Origin of the sequence: Amycolatopsis sp. CA-230715, assembly GCF_018736145.1 — a bacterium.
Classification (GTDB): Bacteria; Actinomycetota; Actinomycetes; order Mycobacteriales; family Pseudonocardiaceae; genus Amycolatopsis.
The window spans coordinates 2,318,626-2,333,347 of record NZ_CP059997.1 but is presented as its reverse complement, the minus strand read 5'-3'; the positions used below and the strand labels follow the sequence as shown (position 1 = coordinate 2,333,347).

The following is a 14,722-nucleotide window of genomic DNA, read 5'->3' as shown; positions in this document are numbered from 1 at the left end:
TCCTCAGGCGCCAGGCAGCTGGGTCGTGGGCAGATCGAGCGCGGCCGGTTCGGGCGCCGGTGCCTTGGGGCGCCGGTCGCGGAAGATCCAGCCGCCGATCAGCCCGCCGCCGAAGCCGAACGCATGCGCCTGCCAGCCGATGCCTTCCTGCGGGAGCAGCGAGGCGAACTGGTAGGCGAAGCACAGCGCCATCACGAGCCCGAGCACGATGTCGATCAGGTGCCGGTCGAACAGGCCGCGCACCAGGATGTAGCCGAAGTAGCCGAACACCACGCCGCTCGCGCCCGCGCCGACGGTGCCGGGGGCCTGGGTGAACCACGCGCCGACGCCCGCGGTGACCGCGATCAGCGCCGTCACGCCGAGGAACTTCTTCACCCCGCGGTAGGCGGCGAGGAAGCCGAAGATGAACAACGGGCCCGAATTGCCTTCGATGTGGTTCCAGCTGAAATGCAGGAACGGGGAGCTGAACACCTTGGGCAGCGAATCGAGCTCCCTCGGCTCGATGCCGTAGTCCCTGCTCAGCCCGTAGTCGTCGAGGGAGTTGAAGATCTGCAGCACCCAGATGACGGCGAGAAAACCGACCATGACCCAGAGCGCCTTCTTCGCCTCCGCGATCATCGCCTCGGCGCTGCCGCCCGGTCTCGTGTCGATGGTGCTCATCGTGGTCCTCCCCAGCCGTGGTCTTCCCTGTGCGAAGGATAGCCCGTGTAAGGTGAGTTCCGAATCGGAACTCACTGAGGGGGAGCATGCTTGCCGGAGACTTCGACTACGAGACCCATGGCGGCGGATACGCGGTGCGGCGGCGCACCGATCCGAGGATCGCGGCGCGCGTGCACGCCGCGCTCGGTGACGCCCGCACCGTGCTGAACGTCGGCGCGGGCGCCGGTTCGTACGAGCCGGAGGACCGCGACGTGATCGCGGTCGAGCCGTCCAGGGTGATGCGGGCCCAGCGGCGCACGCCCGCGGTCGACGCGGTCGCCGAGGACCTCCCGTTCGACGACGGCAGCTTCGACGCCGTGATGGCGACCGTGACCATCCACCAGTGGCCGGATCTCGAGCGCGGCCTGCGGGAACTGCGCCGCGTCAGCAGGGGACCGGTGGTCATCCTGACCTTCGACGGCGACGCGGGCGGCGACTTCTGGCTCGCCGACTACGTGCCGGAGCTGATCGCCGTCGAACGCGGCCGGTACCCGGCGCTCGACGCGGTCACCGAAGTCCTCGGCGGTGACTGCGCGGTGACGAAGGTGCCCGTGCCGATCGACTGCGTGGACGGGTTCACCGAGGCCTTCTACGCCAGGCCGGAACGCCTTCTCGACCCGGAGGTGCGCCGGTCCCAGTCCGCGTGGGGCTTCCTCGAGCCCGCGGTGATCGAGCGGTTCGCCGCGAAACTGCGCGAGGACGTCGAATCGGGGGACTGGGACCGGCGCTACGGATTCCTGCGGTCACAGCCGGAGTACCTGGGTTCGCTCCGGCTGATCACCGCGTGGCCGCGCTGACGCTCAGCGGCAGGTGTCCGGGTTCGGGGACACGAGCGGGTCGGCCGACGGCACCGACTTCAGGTCCATCGTCCGCTGCGGCGTGGCGACCCCGTCGCGGACCTGGTAGGTGGTGCGGCTCCCGGTGTAGGTGATCGGGTTCGCCGAAATGTCGTCGGCCTCGGCGGCGACCGAGGTCAGTTCGCGGCTCGGAACGTCCGCGCACGCGTACCCGGTGCGCGCGGCCAGCCCGCCGCCTTCGTTCAGCATCAACGCCTTGCCGTCCGGCGTGGTCAGCTGGCGGAACCCGGTGCCGTCGAAGTCCCAGACGCCGAACCAGTCGGTGTTGGCGCCGACGGAGTACCGGACGACCAGGTCCGCGGCGCCGTCGCCGTTGAAGTCGGCCACGCGCAGCGGTGACACGGTCCCGGCGAACCCGTCGCCGGGGACGTTCGCGTGCACGGTCTTCCCCTCGACGGTCGTGCTGAGGTCCATGGCGTCACCGGACTTCGTGAGCGTGACCGTTTCGAGGGTCCCGTTGCCGTCGAGGTCCGCCTGCGCGGTGGCCCGCTGCGGCGGCTCGCTCGCCGACGCGCTCCCCGCGGTGGCGGCCAGCGCCGCGGCCACGACCCCCGTCAGCACCGCGATCCCCCGTACTCGTGCACCCATGATCGTCTCCTCCCTGTTTCGTTCGTGGTTCACGAACTTGACTTACACAAGGGGAGACGTTCACTTGATCGTCCGCGTGCACCGTTCGTGGATTTGGTCACCGAAAAGCAACCAGTGCGGCGCCGGCACGTCCTAATTGCTGAACACGGCGAGCATCATGAACACGCCCAGCAGCCAGTCCTTGGTCAGCCGCCACAGCGTCGGCCTGCCGCCGGTGTCGTCCCGGACCAGCCGCAGCCCGCACAGCGCCTTGCCGAGCGTGGTCGTCACCGCCCACTGCACGAAGATCCGGTGCACGAGCGACAGCACGACGAACGCCCCGATCCCGATGGGGATCGCGTTGCCCGAGAACTGTTCGAACCTGGGCACTTTCGCGACCGCGAGCGCCGCGCCCGCACCGCCGCCCGCGTGCAGGAGCAGATCGATCAGGAACCCCACGCCCACGCGCCATCCCCTCGGCGACGGGTACCGCGGATCGCCGTCCTCGCCGTGCTTTCCCCAGCCGTGGAAATTGCTCGGCGGACCGTACTCGCGAAGGCGTTTCACGTCGCGACGCCGGACCGCCACCGTTTCGAATTTGCCACTCGGACGCGGTGGCCGCGGCGGCGGAGGTGGTGGCGTCTGGGGGTAGCTGGGCGCCTGACCGGTGCTGGGAACGCTCATGGCATCGCATGCTTCCCGATGGGGCCTCCTTTCGTTCGCGCTTTCGCCGAATTCGCCGAATTCGCCGAAGGGTGAAACCGGCTTACCGGACAAGCCGGAAGAACGCGCGGACGTCCTCGACGAAATCCCCCGGCCGCTCGAAGGCGCCGAAATGGCCGCCGCGATCGAGTTCGTGCCAGAACCGGATATCGGTGAACCGCCGTTCCGCCCACCGCCGCGACGGCAGCGGCACCTCCTTCGGGAACACCGACGCGCCGACCGGAACGTCCACAGTGGACTCGTACTCGGCGGTGAACCAGCCCATCACCTGCTGGATGCTCTCCCAGTACAGCCGTGCCGCGGAGGCGCCCGTGCCAGGGAGCCAGTACAGCATCACGTTGTCGAGCAACTCGTCCCGGCTGAGCACCTCGCCGAGGTCGCCGTCGTGATCGGCCCACGACCAAAACTTCTCGACCAGCCACGCGCACAGTGCCGCGGGGGAGTCGACGAGCCCGTAGCCCAGCGTCTGCGGGCGCGTGGCCTGCTGGGCGGTGTACCCGGCTTCGACCCGTTGCCGTTCCTTCAACCGGGCGAGGCTGGCGAGTTCGGCATCCGTGAAGTGGCCGTCCTGGCCGGGAACGGGCCCGGCGATCGGCGGCGCGAGGTGGATCCCCGCGACGTGCGCCGGATCGTGCTGCGCGAGCAGGGTGGTGATGCTGCTGCCCCAGTCGCTGCCCTGCGCGCCGAACCGGTCGTACCCCAGCCGTGCCATCAGTGTCGCCCACGCCGCGGCGATCCGGCCGATGGTCCAGCCGGTCCCGGCCGGTTTGCCGCTGAACCCGTACCCCGGCAGGGACGGGCACACCACGTGGAAGGCGTCCGCCGCGTCGCCGCCGTGCGCGACCGGATCGGTCAGCGGGCCGAGCAGCTTCTGGAACTCGATGATCGAGCCGGGCCAGCCGTGCGTCAGCACGAGCGGGAACGCTTCGGGATGCGGGGAGCGGACGTGCTGGAAGTGCACGTCGATCCCGTCGATCTCGGTGCGGAACTGACCGGACGCGTTGAGCCTGCGCTCGGTGGCCCGCCAGTCGTATTCGTTCGCCCAGTACGCGCACAATCCGCGGAGGTAGCCCAGCGGCACGCCCTGCGTCCAGCCGGGCACCGTGGCTTCCTCCGGCCAGCGCGTCCGGTTCAGCCTCTCCCGCAGATCGTCCAGTTGGGCCTGCGGCACGTCGAGCTGCCATGGAATGACGGTGTCCGGCATGTGCTCTCCCCCGAGTAGCTGGTGTTGTCATTCCAGTCTATTCGGCGGGACCGACAGAAATGCGCTCCGGTCCATTGTGGACGCTGGATCGCCGGGGAGTAGAATGTGCGCACCGGTTCAGGACGGCGCGACATCCGCGAACCCGGTCGCGCGTTCGAACGCGTTCGCCGCGTGCAGCAGTGCGAGATCGGCCCCGTGCGGGCCGATGATCTGCAGCCCGACCGGCAGCCCGCCGCTGAAACCCGCGGGGATCGACAACGCGGGCGAGCCGGTCGCCGAAACGAGCGTCGCCGCCCGCATCCAGTCGAGATAGGTGTCGAACGTCGTGTCGCTGACCGCGCGCGGATACTCCAGCTCGGCCGGGAAGGGCAGAACCTGCGTCGCGGGCGCGATCAGCAGGTCGTGCCGGCCGAAGAAGCCGGTGACCGCGGCGTGCAGCCGCCGCCTCGCGCGGGTCGCGGACATCAGGTCGGCGCCGGTCAGCGCCAACCCCTTTTCGAGGTTCCAGACCAGCGCGTCCTTGATGTCCCCGCGATGCTCCGGCAGCAGGTCCCCGTACTTGAGCGCGAGGTCGAACGCGCGCGTGGTGGAGAAGACCTCGTCCGCGTCGCGGAGATCGGGGCACGCCTCCTCGACGGTCGCGCCGAGCCGCTCGAACACCGGCAGGACACCCGTGAGCACGTCGAGCACCTCCCGTTCGATCGGCACCGCGAGGCCGAAGTCCGGGGTCCAGCCGATCCGCACACCGGGCAGGTCCTCGCGCAACGCGACGTCGAACACCGAGCCCGGCTCGGTGAGCGCGGCCGGATCGCACCGGTCGGGCCCGGCGACGCACGCCATCACGTACGCGACGTCCGAGGTCCGCCTGGCCAGCACGCCCGCCCTCCCCAGCCACGAATACGGCTCCTCCGAAGGAATGCGGCCCGCGGACGGTCGCAACCCGGCGAGGTTGCAGAACGCGGCGGGTGTGCGCACCGACCCGCCCATGTCGCTGCCGTCCCCGGCCGGCTGGATCCGCGCCGCGATCGCCGCGGCCGTGCCGCCGCTGCTCCCGCCCGCGCTCCTCGACGGGTCGTACGGGTTGACCGTCGTCCCGAACACCGGGTTGAAGGTGTGCGAACCCGCCGCGAACTCCGGCACGTTCGTCTTCCCCGTCGTGACCACGCCCGCGGCCTTCAGCCGGGCGATCACCAGCGAATCGCTCGCCGGTACCCGGTCGCGGTGCAGCGGCGACCCGAACGTGGTCCGCAGGCCCGCGGTGTCGTGGGTGTCCTTGTGCGCCATCGGGACACCGTGCAACGGCCCGAGCGGACCGCCCGCCATGGTGCGCTCGTCCGCGGCGGCGGCCGCTGCCCGCGCGCCTTCCTCGTCGAGCGTCACCACCGCGTTGATCGCGGGGTTCACCTCGGCGATGCGGGCGAGATGCGCGTCGAGCAGCTCCCTCGCCGAGAACTGGCGGCTCCGGATGCCCTCGGCCTGCTCGCGGGCGGTCATGGCCTCGAATTCGGTGTCCACCGAGCCGACATTAGGCCGTCGCGCCGATCATGCAATGGTGTCGGCTGGCTCCTTCCCGCCTCGCGCGAACTCGGCGGCGAACCGTTCCTCGCCGAGCGCCGCGCGTGCCGAGGCTTCGATCCGGTCGACGTCCCCGCGTTCGCCCTCGGGCAGCGGCGTGCCCACCGACGCCCGTTTCGCCGCGGCGGCGCCCAGTAGCGCGGCCGCCGCCCGGTGGTCGCCGGACAGCGCCATCGCGCCCGCGAGGCCTTCCATACCCAGCGCGACCGCCCTCGGGTCTCCCGTCCGTTCGGCCACCGCGAGGCCTTCCCGCTGGAGTTCGGTGGCTTTCGCGGCGTCACCCCGCAGCTCCGCGATGAACCCGAGTTCGGCGAGGATCAGCGCGCTGCCGCCTTCGAACCCACCCCCGCGGTGCCAGGCGAGCACGGAGTTCAGGTGCTTTTCGGCGACGTCGAGCTTCCCTTCGCGCCGGGCGCCCAGCGCGAGCCCGGTTTCGGCGTAGACCTCGGCCGGTTTGAACCGCTGCTCGACCGCGTGGTGCAGGGCCCGCCGGTGGAAGTCCGCCGCCGTCGCGAAATCCCCGCGCAGCATGGCCACCCTGCCGAGCCACGAGAGCTGGTACGACATCTCCGGCCACAGCCCGAGTTCCTGCGCCAGGCGCAACCCGTCCCGGTGCAGGCTCGCCGCGCGGTCGTAGTCCCCGGAGAGCTGGGCGAGCACCCCGAGCGCGAACGCCGCCTGCAGCTGCCCCCACCGGTCGCCGACGCGGTCGAACAGCTCCGCGCTGCGGGTGGCGTCGCGTTCGGCCACGGCGAAATCGCCCGAAGCCATCGCGTGGTTGGCCGTGTCGCTGAGCGCGGCGGCGATGCCCCACGAGAAGTCGATGCGGCGGAACCGGGACAGCGCCTGACCGGTCAGGCGCTGCCCTGCCGGGATCTTGCCCACGGTGGCCAGCACGTGGCCGAGGAACCACAGCACCTTGCCCTGCACGGCCGGATCGTCGATGCGCTGCGCTTCCCCGAAGGCGGTTTCGTCGACACCTTCCCCTTCCAGCACCGCGATCCCGGCCTGCCACGCCAGCGCGCTGGCCCGCGTGGTTTCGGTGGCCTCGCCCGGGGCGGACAACGCGGACCGCAGGGACCGCCTCGCCTCCGGCAGCCGTCCGCGCAGGAACCAGTACCACGCCATCGTCGTGGCGAGCCGCAGCGCGAGCTCGGCTTCCCCTTGGCGGATCAGGGTTTCCAGCGCCGCGCGCACGTTCGCGGCGTCGACGTCCACTTTGAGCAGCCACCGCTGCTGGTCCGGCCCGCGCAGCCCGGCTTCGGCCCGCTCGGCGAAGTCCAGGTAGTGACGCGCGTGCCTGGCGAGCAGGTCTTCCGACTCGCCTGCCTCGCGCGCCCGTTCGAGGCAGTAGGCCGCCACGGATTCGAGGAGCCGGTACCGCGGCGCGCCCTGCTGGTCGAACTGGCTCACCACGAGCGATCTGCCGACCAGCCCGGAGAGCAGGCCGAGTACCTCGCCTGGCGCGACCCCGGCGCCGGAGCACACCGCCTCCGCCGCTTCCAGCCCGCAGCTTTCCGCGTGCACGGCGAGGCGGCGCAGCACGATCCGCTCCGGTTCGGTCAGCAGTTCCCAGCTCCAGTCGATCATCGCGCGCAGCGTGCGCTGGCGGGCCGGTGCGTCCCGGAGCCCGCCGTCGAGCAGGCGGAACCGGTCGTCGAGCCGGTTGAGCAGTTCGGCCGCGCCCAGCGCCCTGATCCTGGTCGCGGCCAGTTCGAGCGCGAGCGGGATCCCGTCGAGCTTCCGGCAGATCGCCGCGACCGCCGCCGCGTTTCCGGTGCCGAGCGCGAAACCGGGTGCCGCCGCGCTCGCCCTCGCGGTGAACAGCTCGACCGCGGGGGACTCCCGCACCGCCGCGAGCACGTCCTCCGCCGCGTGCCCCGGTTGGAGGCTCGCCGTGCCGGGCACCTCCAGCGGCGGCACCGCCCACACCACCTCACCGGCGAGCCCGAGCGGTTCCTGGCTGGTGGCCAGCACGCGCAGCCCCGGCACCGCGCGCAGCAGCCTCGCCGCGAGCGCCGCGACCGGGGCCACGAACTGCTCGCAGTTGTCGAGCACGAGCAGGATTTCCTTGGCGCGCAACGCTTCTTCGATCCGGTTCGCCAGGTCCCCCGAGGCGCCCGTCGGATCGGCGCGGATGCCGAGCGAGGACGCGGTCACCTCCGTCATCCACTCCTCTGGCGGGCACGACACCGCCGCGCAGCCACCCCGGTCGAGGCCCGCGAACTCGATGAGCCACGCGCCGTCCCCGAACGCGTCCGCGAGCCCGTTCGCCGTTTCCACCGCCAGCCGCGTCTTGCCGACCCCGCCCGGCCCCGTGAGGGTGACCAGGCGTGTCTCGCCCAGCCTGTCCCGCACCGCTCGCACGGCGGTGCCCCTGCCGACCAGCGGGGTCAGCGGGACCGGCAGGTTCGTCCGCGGCGGCGCGCTCTCGCCGCTTTCGCCGCTTTCGCCCAGCGCCGGATCCTGGGTGAGGATCGCCTGGTGCAGCTCGGTGATCGCGGGGCCGGGCGTCAGGCCGAGCTCGTCGGCGAGCCGGTCGCGCAGTTCGCGGAAGCCGTCGAGCGCTTCGGTCTGCCGCCCTGACCGGTAGAGCGCGCGCAGGTGCAGCCCGCGCAGCCGCTCGCGCACCGGGTTCGCCGCGACGAGATCGGCCAGCTCGCCCACCAGTTCGTGGTGTTCGCCGAGATCGAGTCGCGCCTCCGCCCGGTCCTCCCTCGCCGCGAGCAGATCCTCGTCGAGCAGCCGGATCGCCGGCGCGGCGAACGGTTCGTCGGCGAAATCGGCGAGCGCGGGACCGCGCCACAACGCGAGCGCCTCGGCCAGCAGCGCCGACTTGGCCGCGGCGCCGGGGGCCAGCCGGGCGCGGGACACGAGCGCGTGGAAACGCCCGACGTCGACCGACTCCGGCTCGATCCGCAGCACGTACCCCGCGGGTTCGAAGGCGACCAGCTCGCGTCCGCCCTCCTCCGCGGTTTCCAGCGCGCGCCGCAGCTGCGAGACCTTCGTCTGCAGGGTGTTCGCCGGTTTGCCCGGCGGCCGGTCGCCCCACAGGTCGGCGGCGAGCCGGTCCGCCGAGACCGCGCGACCCGGCCGCAGGAGCAGGTTCGCCAGCAGGGCGCGCACCTTCACCTCCGGGACCCGTACCGGTGTCCCGTCGGTCCTCCACACGGCCAAGGGGCCCAGCAGTCCGAATCGCACACCGCGAAGGTAGCCCGTCCCACCGACAACGACCGCTGACGACGGACCGTGCGTGAACCCCCAGCGAACCGTGCGCGGCCCCCGGCACGGTGGACGACGTCGGGCTCAGAAGGCGAACGACGACTGGAAAGGAAGGGCAGATGCCTGAAGGACACCTGTCTGATGGCGGCAAACAGGCCGTGACCGTGCTCGGGCTCGGCGCGATGGGCAGCGCGCTCGCGGAGACGCTGCTCGGCGCGGGGCACCCGGTGACGGTGTGGAACCGTTCCTCCGGCAAGGCGGAACCGCTCGTCGAACGCGGCGCGGTGCGGGCGGGCAGCGCCGCGGAGGCGATCGCCGCGAGCAGGCTCGTGCTCGTCTGCCTGCTCGACTACCGCTCCGTGCACGAGGTGCTCGACGCCGGAGCGGTGTCCGGCAAGGTACTGGTGAACGTCACGAACGGCACTCCGGCGCAGGCGCGCGAACTGGCCGGGTGGGCGGCCGAGCACGACGCCGACTACCTCGACGGCGGCATCATGGCCGTCCCGCCGATGATCGGCGGCCCCGGCGCGTTCCTGCTCTACAGCGGTTCGCGGGCGGCGTTCGACACCTACCGCGGGCCGTTGGACGCGCTCGGCGAGAGCCACTATCTCGGTGCCGATCCCGGGCTCGCGCCACTGCACGACATCGCGCTGCTCACCGGGATGTACGGGATGTTCATCGGTGTGCTGCAGGCGTTCGCGCTGGTGCGCGGCGAAAACGGTGAGGTGACGGCGTTCGCGCCGATGCTCGGCCGGTGGCTGACCGCGATGAGCGGGTTCACCGAGCGTTCCGCGGAGCAGGTCGACAAGGGCGATTACACCATCGGCGTGGTGTCGAACCTCGCCATGCAGGCGGCCGGGTTCGGCAACCTGCTCGCGGCCGCGGCGGATCGCGGCGTCAGCGCCGAACTGATGGCGCCCTTGCAGGCGCTGATGGACCGCAGGGTCGCCGGCGGTCACGGCGACGAGGACATCACCGGCGTCATCGAACTGCTGAAGGTTTCCGAGAAAGAAGGGGCGAAGTGAACATGAGCGCGGAGAAGGATCCGGTCACCGTGATCGGGCTGGGGCCGATGGGCCAGGCGATGGTGCGGGCGTTCCTGACGGCGGGGCATCCCACCACCGTGTGGAACCGCACGGCGTCGAGGGCGGACGCCGTGGTCGCCGAGGGGGCGGTGCGCGCGCCTTCCGCCGCCGAGGCGCTGGCCGCCGGGAAGCTGGTCGTGCTCAGCTTGACGGACTACGACGCGATGTACGCGATCCTGGGCGAGGTGGGTGACGCGCTCCGCGGCCGCGTCGTGGTCAACCTCAGCTCGGACACCCCGGGGCGGGCGAGGGAAGCGTCCGCGTGGCTCGCCGAACGCGGTGCGGAACACCTTCCCGGCGGCATCATGGTGCCTGCCGAACTGGTCGGCACCGAGAGCTCGTACGTGTTCTACAGCGGCCCGAAGGCCGAGTTCGACCGGTACGAGCCGGTGCTGCGGGCGATCGGGCGGCCGGACTTCCGCGGCACCGACCCGGCGCTGGGGCAGGCGTTCTACCAGGCGCAGCTGCACGTGTTCCTGACCTCGCTCGCCGCCTACCTCGAATCCGTCGCGTTGCTCGGCTCGCTGGGCGTCACCGCCGAGACTTTCCTGCCGTACGCGAAGGACCTGTTCGACATGATGTCCTACTACCTGCCCGAGGCGTCGAAGAACCTCGACAGCGGCGATCACCCCGGTGACGCGGCGAACGTGACGATGATGGGGGCGACCGCCGACCACATCCTCGGCGCGGTGGCCGAAGCGGGTATCGACGGACGGCTGCCCGCCGCGGTGAAAGCGCTCTACGACGGCGCGATCGAGGATGGGCGCGGAAAGGAGAGCTGGACGAGCCTGGTCGAGATCATCAAGAAGCCCGCCTGACCACCGCCGGCTCCGATCATCCACAGTGGACTCTCCGGGCGGCCGGACGCGGCCGCCCGGAGGTGGCGAAGGCACCCTACCTCCGAAGGCTGGGCGACAGGGCCCGCGCCGGGCATCATGGCGGTGCACTTCCCAGGCGACCGCGAAGGAAGAAATGCCCTACGACGTCGAAGCCGTTCGTGCCCAGTTCCCCGCGCTCCAGTCGGGGGTCGCCCATTTCGACGGTCCCGGCGGGTCCCAGGTGCCCGCCGTGGTCGCCGACGCGGTGCGCGCCACGCTGATCTCGCCGATCGCCAACCGGGGGCGGGTCACCGCCGCGGAACGGTTCGCCGAGGACGTCGTCCAGGCGGCCCGGCACGCGATGGCGGACCTGCTGGGGGCGGACGCGCGCGGGATCGTGTTCGGCCGCAGCATGACCCAGCTGACCTACGATTTCGCTCGCGCGCTCGCCAAGACCTGGGCGGCCGGTGACGAGGTGGTGGTCACCCGGCTCGACCACGACGCGAACGTGCGGCCGTGGGTGCAGGCGGCCGAGTCGGTGGGGGCGATCGTGCGCTGGGCCGATTTCGATCCCGGCACCGGTGAACTGGAACCCGGCGCCGTCGACGCGGTGCTGAGCGACCGGACCAGGCTGGTCGCGGTCACCGGTGCGTCGAACCTGATCGGAACCAAACCCGAGCTGGCGCCGATCATCGCGCGCACCCACGAGTCCGGTGCGCTGTGCTACGTCGACGGGGTGCACCTCACCGCCCACGAACCGGTCGACGTCCAGCGCCTGGGCGCGGACTTCTACGCCTGCTCGCCGTACAAGTTCTTCGGGCCCCATTGCGGTGTCGTCGCCGGGCGCCCGGACGTGCTCGAAGAACTCCACCCGGACAAGCTGCTGCCGTCGACGAACGACATCCCGGAACGCTTCGAGTTCGGCACCCTGCCCTACGAACTGCTCGCGGGCACCACGGCCGCGGTCGACTTCCTCGCGAGCCTGTGCCCCTCGCCGGGGGACGACCGGGGGACGAGCCTCGTCCGCGCGATGTCCGCGATCGCCGATCACGAGGACCGGCTGCGCGCCGTCGTCGAGACCGGGGTCGACGAACTTCCCGGCGTGGTGCGGTATTCGCGTGCCAAGGCCCGCACGCCCACCGTGCTGCTCGGGTTCGACGGCCGCGATCCGCGCGCCGCGTACGAGTTCCTGGCGGCGGCGGGTGTCAACGCGCCCGCCGGGTGCTTCTACGCGGTGGAGGCGTCGCGGCGGCTCGGGCTCGGAGATACCGGCGGGCTGCGTGCCGGGCTCGCGCCGTACACGACCGACGAGGATGTCGTGCGTCTCTTGAGCGGGCTGGCCGGTTTCCTTCGCGGCTGAGATTGTTTACACTCCCTCCCACGGCATCGCGCGTTGGTCACCGTCTGGGTGAGCGTGGAGGTGCCCGTGAGATGCCCGCGGAGGCATTGCTCAGTGTCAGTTTCAGAATCCGTACCAGTTTCAGTCGAATTGAACCATCTCATCATCACGGCCCTGGACAACCGGGTTTCCGCCGAATTCCTGGCGAACATCCTCGACCTCGAAGTCGGGGCCGGATGGGGTCCCTTCATTCCGGTGGAGACGACCAACGGGGTCCGGCTGGATTTCGCGACCATTCCGCAGGATGACATGGCCCTGCAGCATTACGCGTTCCTCGTTTCCGAGGAGGCGTTCGACGGAATACTGGGTCGCATCAAGGAGTCCGGTGTGGACTTCGCCGCGGACCCGCAGTTCACGAAACCCCGGGAAATCAACTACAACCACGGTGGCCGTGGGGTGTACTTCATGGACCCGGCCGGGCACGGCATGGAGGTCATCACCCAGCCGTACGGGGCCGATCTGAAGTAGCCGGTGGCGCCGGGGCCGATTCCGGCTCCGGCGTCTCCTCGCTCGCGAGGGAGCGGAGGTGGCCGCGATACCACGCGCCCCACCGGTCGAAATCGCAGATCAGCGACTTCAGGCTCTCGCCGGCGGGGGTGAGGCGGTACTCCGTTCTCGGTGGGGCCTCGGCGTACGCGGTGCGCAGGACCAGCCCGTCGTCGGAGAGCTCGCGCAGCTGGCGGGTGAGCATGCGCTGGGTGATACCCGGCATCGCGCGCTTCAGCTCGCCGAACCGGTGCGGTCCGGTGTCGAGGTATTTCACGATGAGCAGCTTCCATTTCCCGCCGAGCACCGCCAGTGCCACTTCGACGTCGCAGAAGTCGGCCATCTCTTCGATGCGTTCGCGCACCCGAACCTGCCTCATGAAGCCGATACTACCGTGCGCCATTTCACGGCAGCCCGCTCGAATTACTCGCCAGCGAAGGTATACCGCGTGTGCCTATGGCACCGGAATCACCGTACTTGACCCGGTGCTCGCGGTAACCGAAAAAAGGCTCGTGACCGATCTGAACCCCGTTCGCTGGCTGGTGCTGGCGATCCTGTGCGTGAGCCTGCTGCTCGCCGGCCTCGACCTGACCGTGCTGCATGTCGCGGTGCCGAGCCTCGCCGCCGATCTGGCGCCGAGCGGACCGGCGCTGCTGTGGATCGTCGACGCCTATTCCCTGACCGTGGCCGCGTTCCTGGTGGTGTGCGGTGCGCTGGCCGACCGCGCAGGCCGCCGGAAGGTCGTGCTCACCGGGTTCGCCGTGTTCGGGGTTTCCTCGCTGGCCGCGGCGTTCGCGACCAGCGTGCCGTGGCTGATCGCCGCTCGCGCCGCGCTCGGCCTCGGCACCGCGCTCATCATGGCGGCGACCGTCGCGATCATCCGCACCCTGTTCACCGACGCCAGGGAGCGGGCGTTCGCGATCGGGGTCTGGACCGCGGCGCACAGCGTCGGGACCGCGCTCGGCCCGGTTCTCGGCGGGCTGCTCGTCGAGCACTTCCACTGGGGCGCGGTCTTCCTGGTGAACGTGCCGATCGTCGCGATCGTGCTGGCCGTCGGGGCGAGGGTCATCCCGGAGTCGCGGAACCCGGTGCCGCGCCGCATCGATCCGGTGAGCGTGCTCCTTTCCGTGCTCGGCCTCGGCGGGTTCGCCTACGGCCTGAAACAGCTCGCGTCGGCCGACGGGCACGGCTGGGAGAGCTTGCTCGTCGGCGGTGCGGGCGTGCTGCTGCTCGCCGGGTTCGTGCGGCGGCAACGCCGGAGCAGCCGCGCGCTCGTGGATCTCGGGCTGTTCCGGGAGCGCCGGTTCACGGTCGCCGTGCTGGCGATCTTCGGCTGCTTCGGCTCGTACGTCGCCGTGTTGTTCCTGCTGATGCAGTGGTTCCAGCAGGCGCGGGGCCTCTCGCCGCTCGAGGCGGGTGCCGCGATCGTGCCGCTCGCCGTCGCCGGCGCGCTCGGCGCGACGTCGGCGCCCGGCATCGTGGCGCGGTTCGGTGCCCGCGCGGTCATGACGGCAGCCCTCGCCGGATTCGCTGTCGCGCTGGCGTTTTTCGCGTTCAGCGCCACGGTTTCGGCCTACCCGGTACTGGCCGTGGTGCTCGTGGTGTCGGGGTTCGGCGCCGGAATCATCATGACCTCGGGGGCCGACGTCATCACCTCCGCGGTCCGGCCGGAACGAGCCGGTGAGGCCGCCGCGATCCAGGAGACGTCGTTCGAACTGTCCGCCGGGATCGGGGTCGCGGTGCTCGGCAGTGTCGCCGGGCTCGGGTACCGCGGCGGAATTCCGGCGTTCCCGTTCCTGTCCGCGGACCAGGCCCACGCCACACGCAGCGGGGTCGGCGGCGCGGCCGAGGTCGCCGCGGCCTTGCCCCCGGACCGGGCGCGCTCCGTGCTCACGGCCGCGGCCTCCGCTTACGACCACGGTGTCCGCGTCGCCGCCGGCGCGAGCGCGGTGGCGCTGCTGCTCATCGCGTTCGCGACCGCGGTCCTGCTGCGACCGCGCACTGTGGATGAATCCACGACTGTGGATGCCTTCTGTGGAAAAAACTGACCAATCCACCGATCTGATTGGAATGAAATCGGGAGGTTT

The 14,722-nt window shown here is 71.0% G+C and carries 13 protein-coding genes; 6 read left to right on the top strand and 7 right to left on the bottom strand.

Annotated features, from left to right (window positions below):
• Window positions 1-3: 3 nt before the first annotated feature.
• Window positions 4-660, bottom strand: a complete 657-nt coding sequence (locus HUW46_RS10465; RefSeq protein ID WP_215547069.1) for a rhomboid family intramembrane serine protease — start codon at window positions 658-660, stop codon at window positions 4-6.
• A gap of 86 nt (window positions 661-746) precedes the next feature.
• On the opposite strand from HUW46_RS10465, the gene HUW46_RS10460 reads away from it, so the two are divergent.
• On the top strand, window positions 747-1,496 hold the full coding sequence (locus HUW46_RS10460) for a class I SAM-dependent methyltransferase (protein WP_215547068.1): 750 nt from the start codon (window positions 747-749) through the stop codon (window positions 1,494-1,496).
• 3 nt (window positions 1,497-1,499) lie between these two features.
• On the opposite strand, the gene HUW46_RS10455 is transcribed toward HUW46_RS10460, so the two are convergent.
• From HUW46_RS10455 to HUW46_RS10435, 5 genes are all read right to left on the bottom strand, one after another.
• Window positions 1,500-2,144, bottom strand: a complete 645-nt coding sequence (locus HUW46_RS10455; protein ID WP_215547067.1) for a VCBS repeat-containing protein — start codon at window positions 2,142-2,144, stop codon at window positions 1,500-1,502.
• Between the two features lie 132 nt (window positions 2,145-2,276).
• Window positions 2,277-2,711, bottom strand: coding sequence for an RDD family protein (locus HUW46_RS10450; RefSeq protein ID WP_215547066.1), 435 nt, complete (start codon window positions 2,709-2,711; stop codon window positions 2,277-2,279).
• Window positions 2,712-2,889: 178 nt separating this feature from the next.
• Window positions 2,890-4,050 (bottom strand): epoxide hydrolase family protein, encoded by a 1,161-nt coding sequence (locus tag HUW46_RS10445; protein WP_215547065.1) that lies wholly within the window; start codon window positions 4,048-4,050, stop codon window positions 2,890-2,892.
• A gap of 117 nt (window positions 4,051-4,167) precedes the next feature.
• Entirely contained in the window at window positions 4,168-5,565 is a 1,398-nt protein-coding gene (locus tag HUW46_RS10440; protein WP_254126043.1) for an amidase, read from the bottom strand.
• 27 nt (window positions 5,566-5,592) lie between these two features.
• The gene (locus HUW46_RS10435) at window positions 5,593-8,826 is read right to left on the bottom strand and encodes a BTAD domain-containing putative transcriptional regulator (protein WP_215547064.1); all 3,234 of its coding nucleotides are present in this window, start codon (window positions 8,824-8,826) and stop codon (window positions 5,593-5,595) included.
• A 140-nt stretch (window positions 8,827-8,966) separates the two neighbouring features.
• On the opposite strand from HUW46_RS10435, the gene HUW46_RS10430 reads away from it, so the two are divergent.
• The 4 genes from HUW46_RS10430 to HUW46_RS10415 all read left to right on the top strand — a co-directional run bounded on the left by HUW46_RS10430 (window position 8,967) and on the right by HUW46_RS10415 (window position 12,617).
• The gene (locus tag HUW46_RS10430; protein ID WP_215547063.1) at window positions 8,967-9,872 is read left to right on the top strand and encodes an NAD(P)-dependent oxidoreductase; all 906 of its coding nucleotides are present in this window, start codon (window positions 8,967-8,969) and stop codon (window positions 9,870-9,872) included.
• Window positions 9,873-9,874: 2 nt separating this feature from the next.
• Window positions 9,875-10,750 carry an NAD(P)-dependent oxidoreductase gene (locus HUW46_RS10425; protein WP_215547062.1) on the top strand — a complete coding sequence of 292 codons (876 nt, stop codon included), beginning with the start codon at window positions 9,875-9,877 and terminating at the stop codon, window positions 10,748-10,750.
• A 154-nt stretch (window positions 10,751-10,904) separates the two neighbouring features.
• Window positions 10,905-12,110 (top strand): cysteine desulfurase-like protein, encoded by a 1,206-nt coding sequence (locus HUW46_RS10420; RefSeq protein ID WP_215547061.1) that lies wholly within the window; start codon window positions 10,905-10,907, stop codon window positions 12,108-12,110.
• A 129-nt stretch (window positions 12,111-12,239) separates the two neighbouring features.
• On the top strand, window positions 12,240-12,617 hold the full coding sequence (locus HUW46_RS10415) for a VOC family protein (protein WP_254126042.1): 378 nt from the start codon (window positions 12,240-12,242) through the stop codon (window positions 12,615-12,617).
• Here the strand turns inward: HUW46_RS10415 and HUW46_RS10410 are convergent.
• A complete protein-coding gene (locus HUW46_RS10410) occupies window positions 12,586-13,014 on the bottom strand; it encodes a winged helix-turn-helix transcriptional regulator (RefSeq protein ID WP_215547059.1) in 429 nt (142 codons plus the stop codon). The two genes, HUW46_RS10415 and HUW46_RS10410, sit on opposite strands and share 32 nt — an antisense overlap.
• 133 nt (window positions 13,015-13,147) lie before the next feature.
• Between HUW46_RS10410 and HUW46_RS10405 the strand changes: the two genes are divergently transcribed.
• Window positions 13,148-14,683, top strand: a complete 1,536-nt coding sequence (locus HUW46_RS10405; protein WP_254126040.1) for an MFS transporter — start codon at window positions 13,148-13,150, stop codon at window positions 14,681-14,683.
• Window positions 14,684-14,722 lie beyond the last annotated feature (39 nt).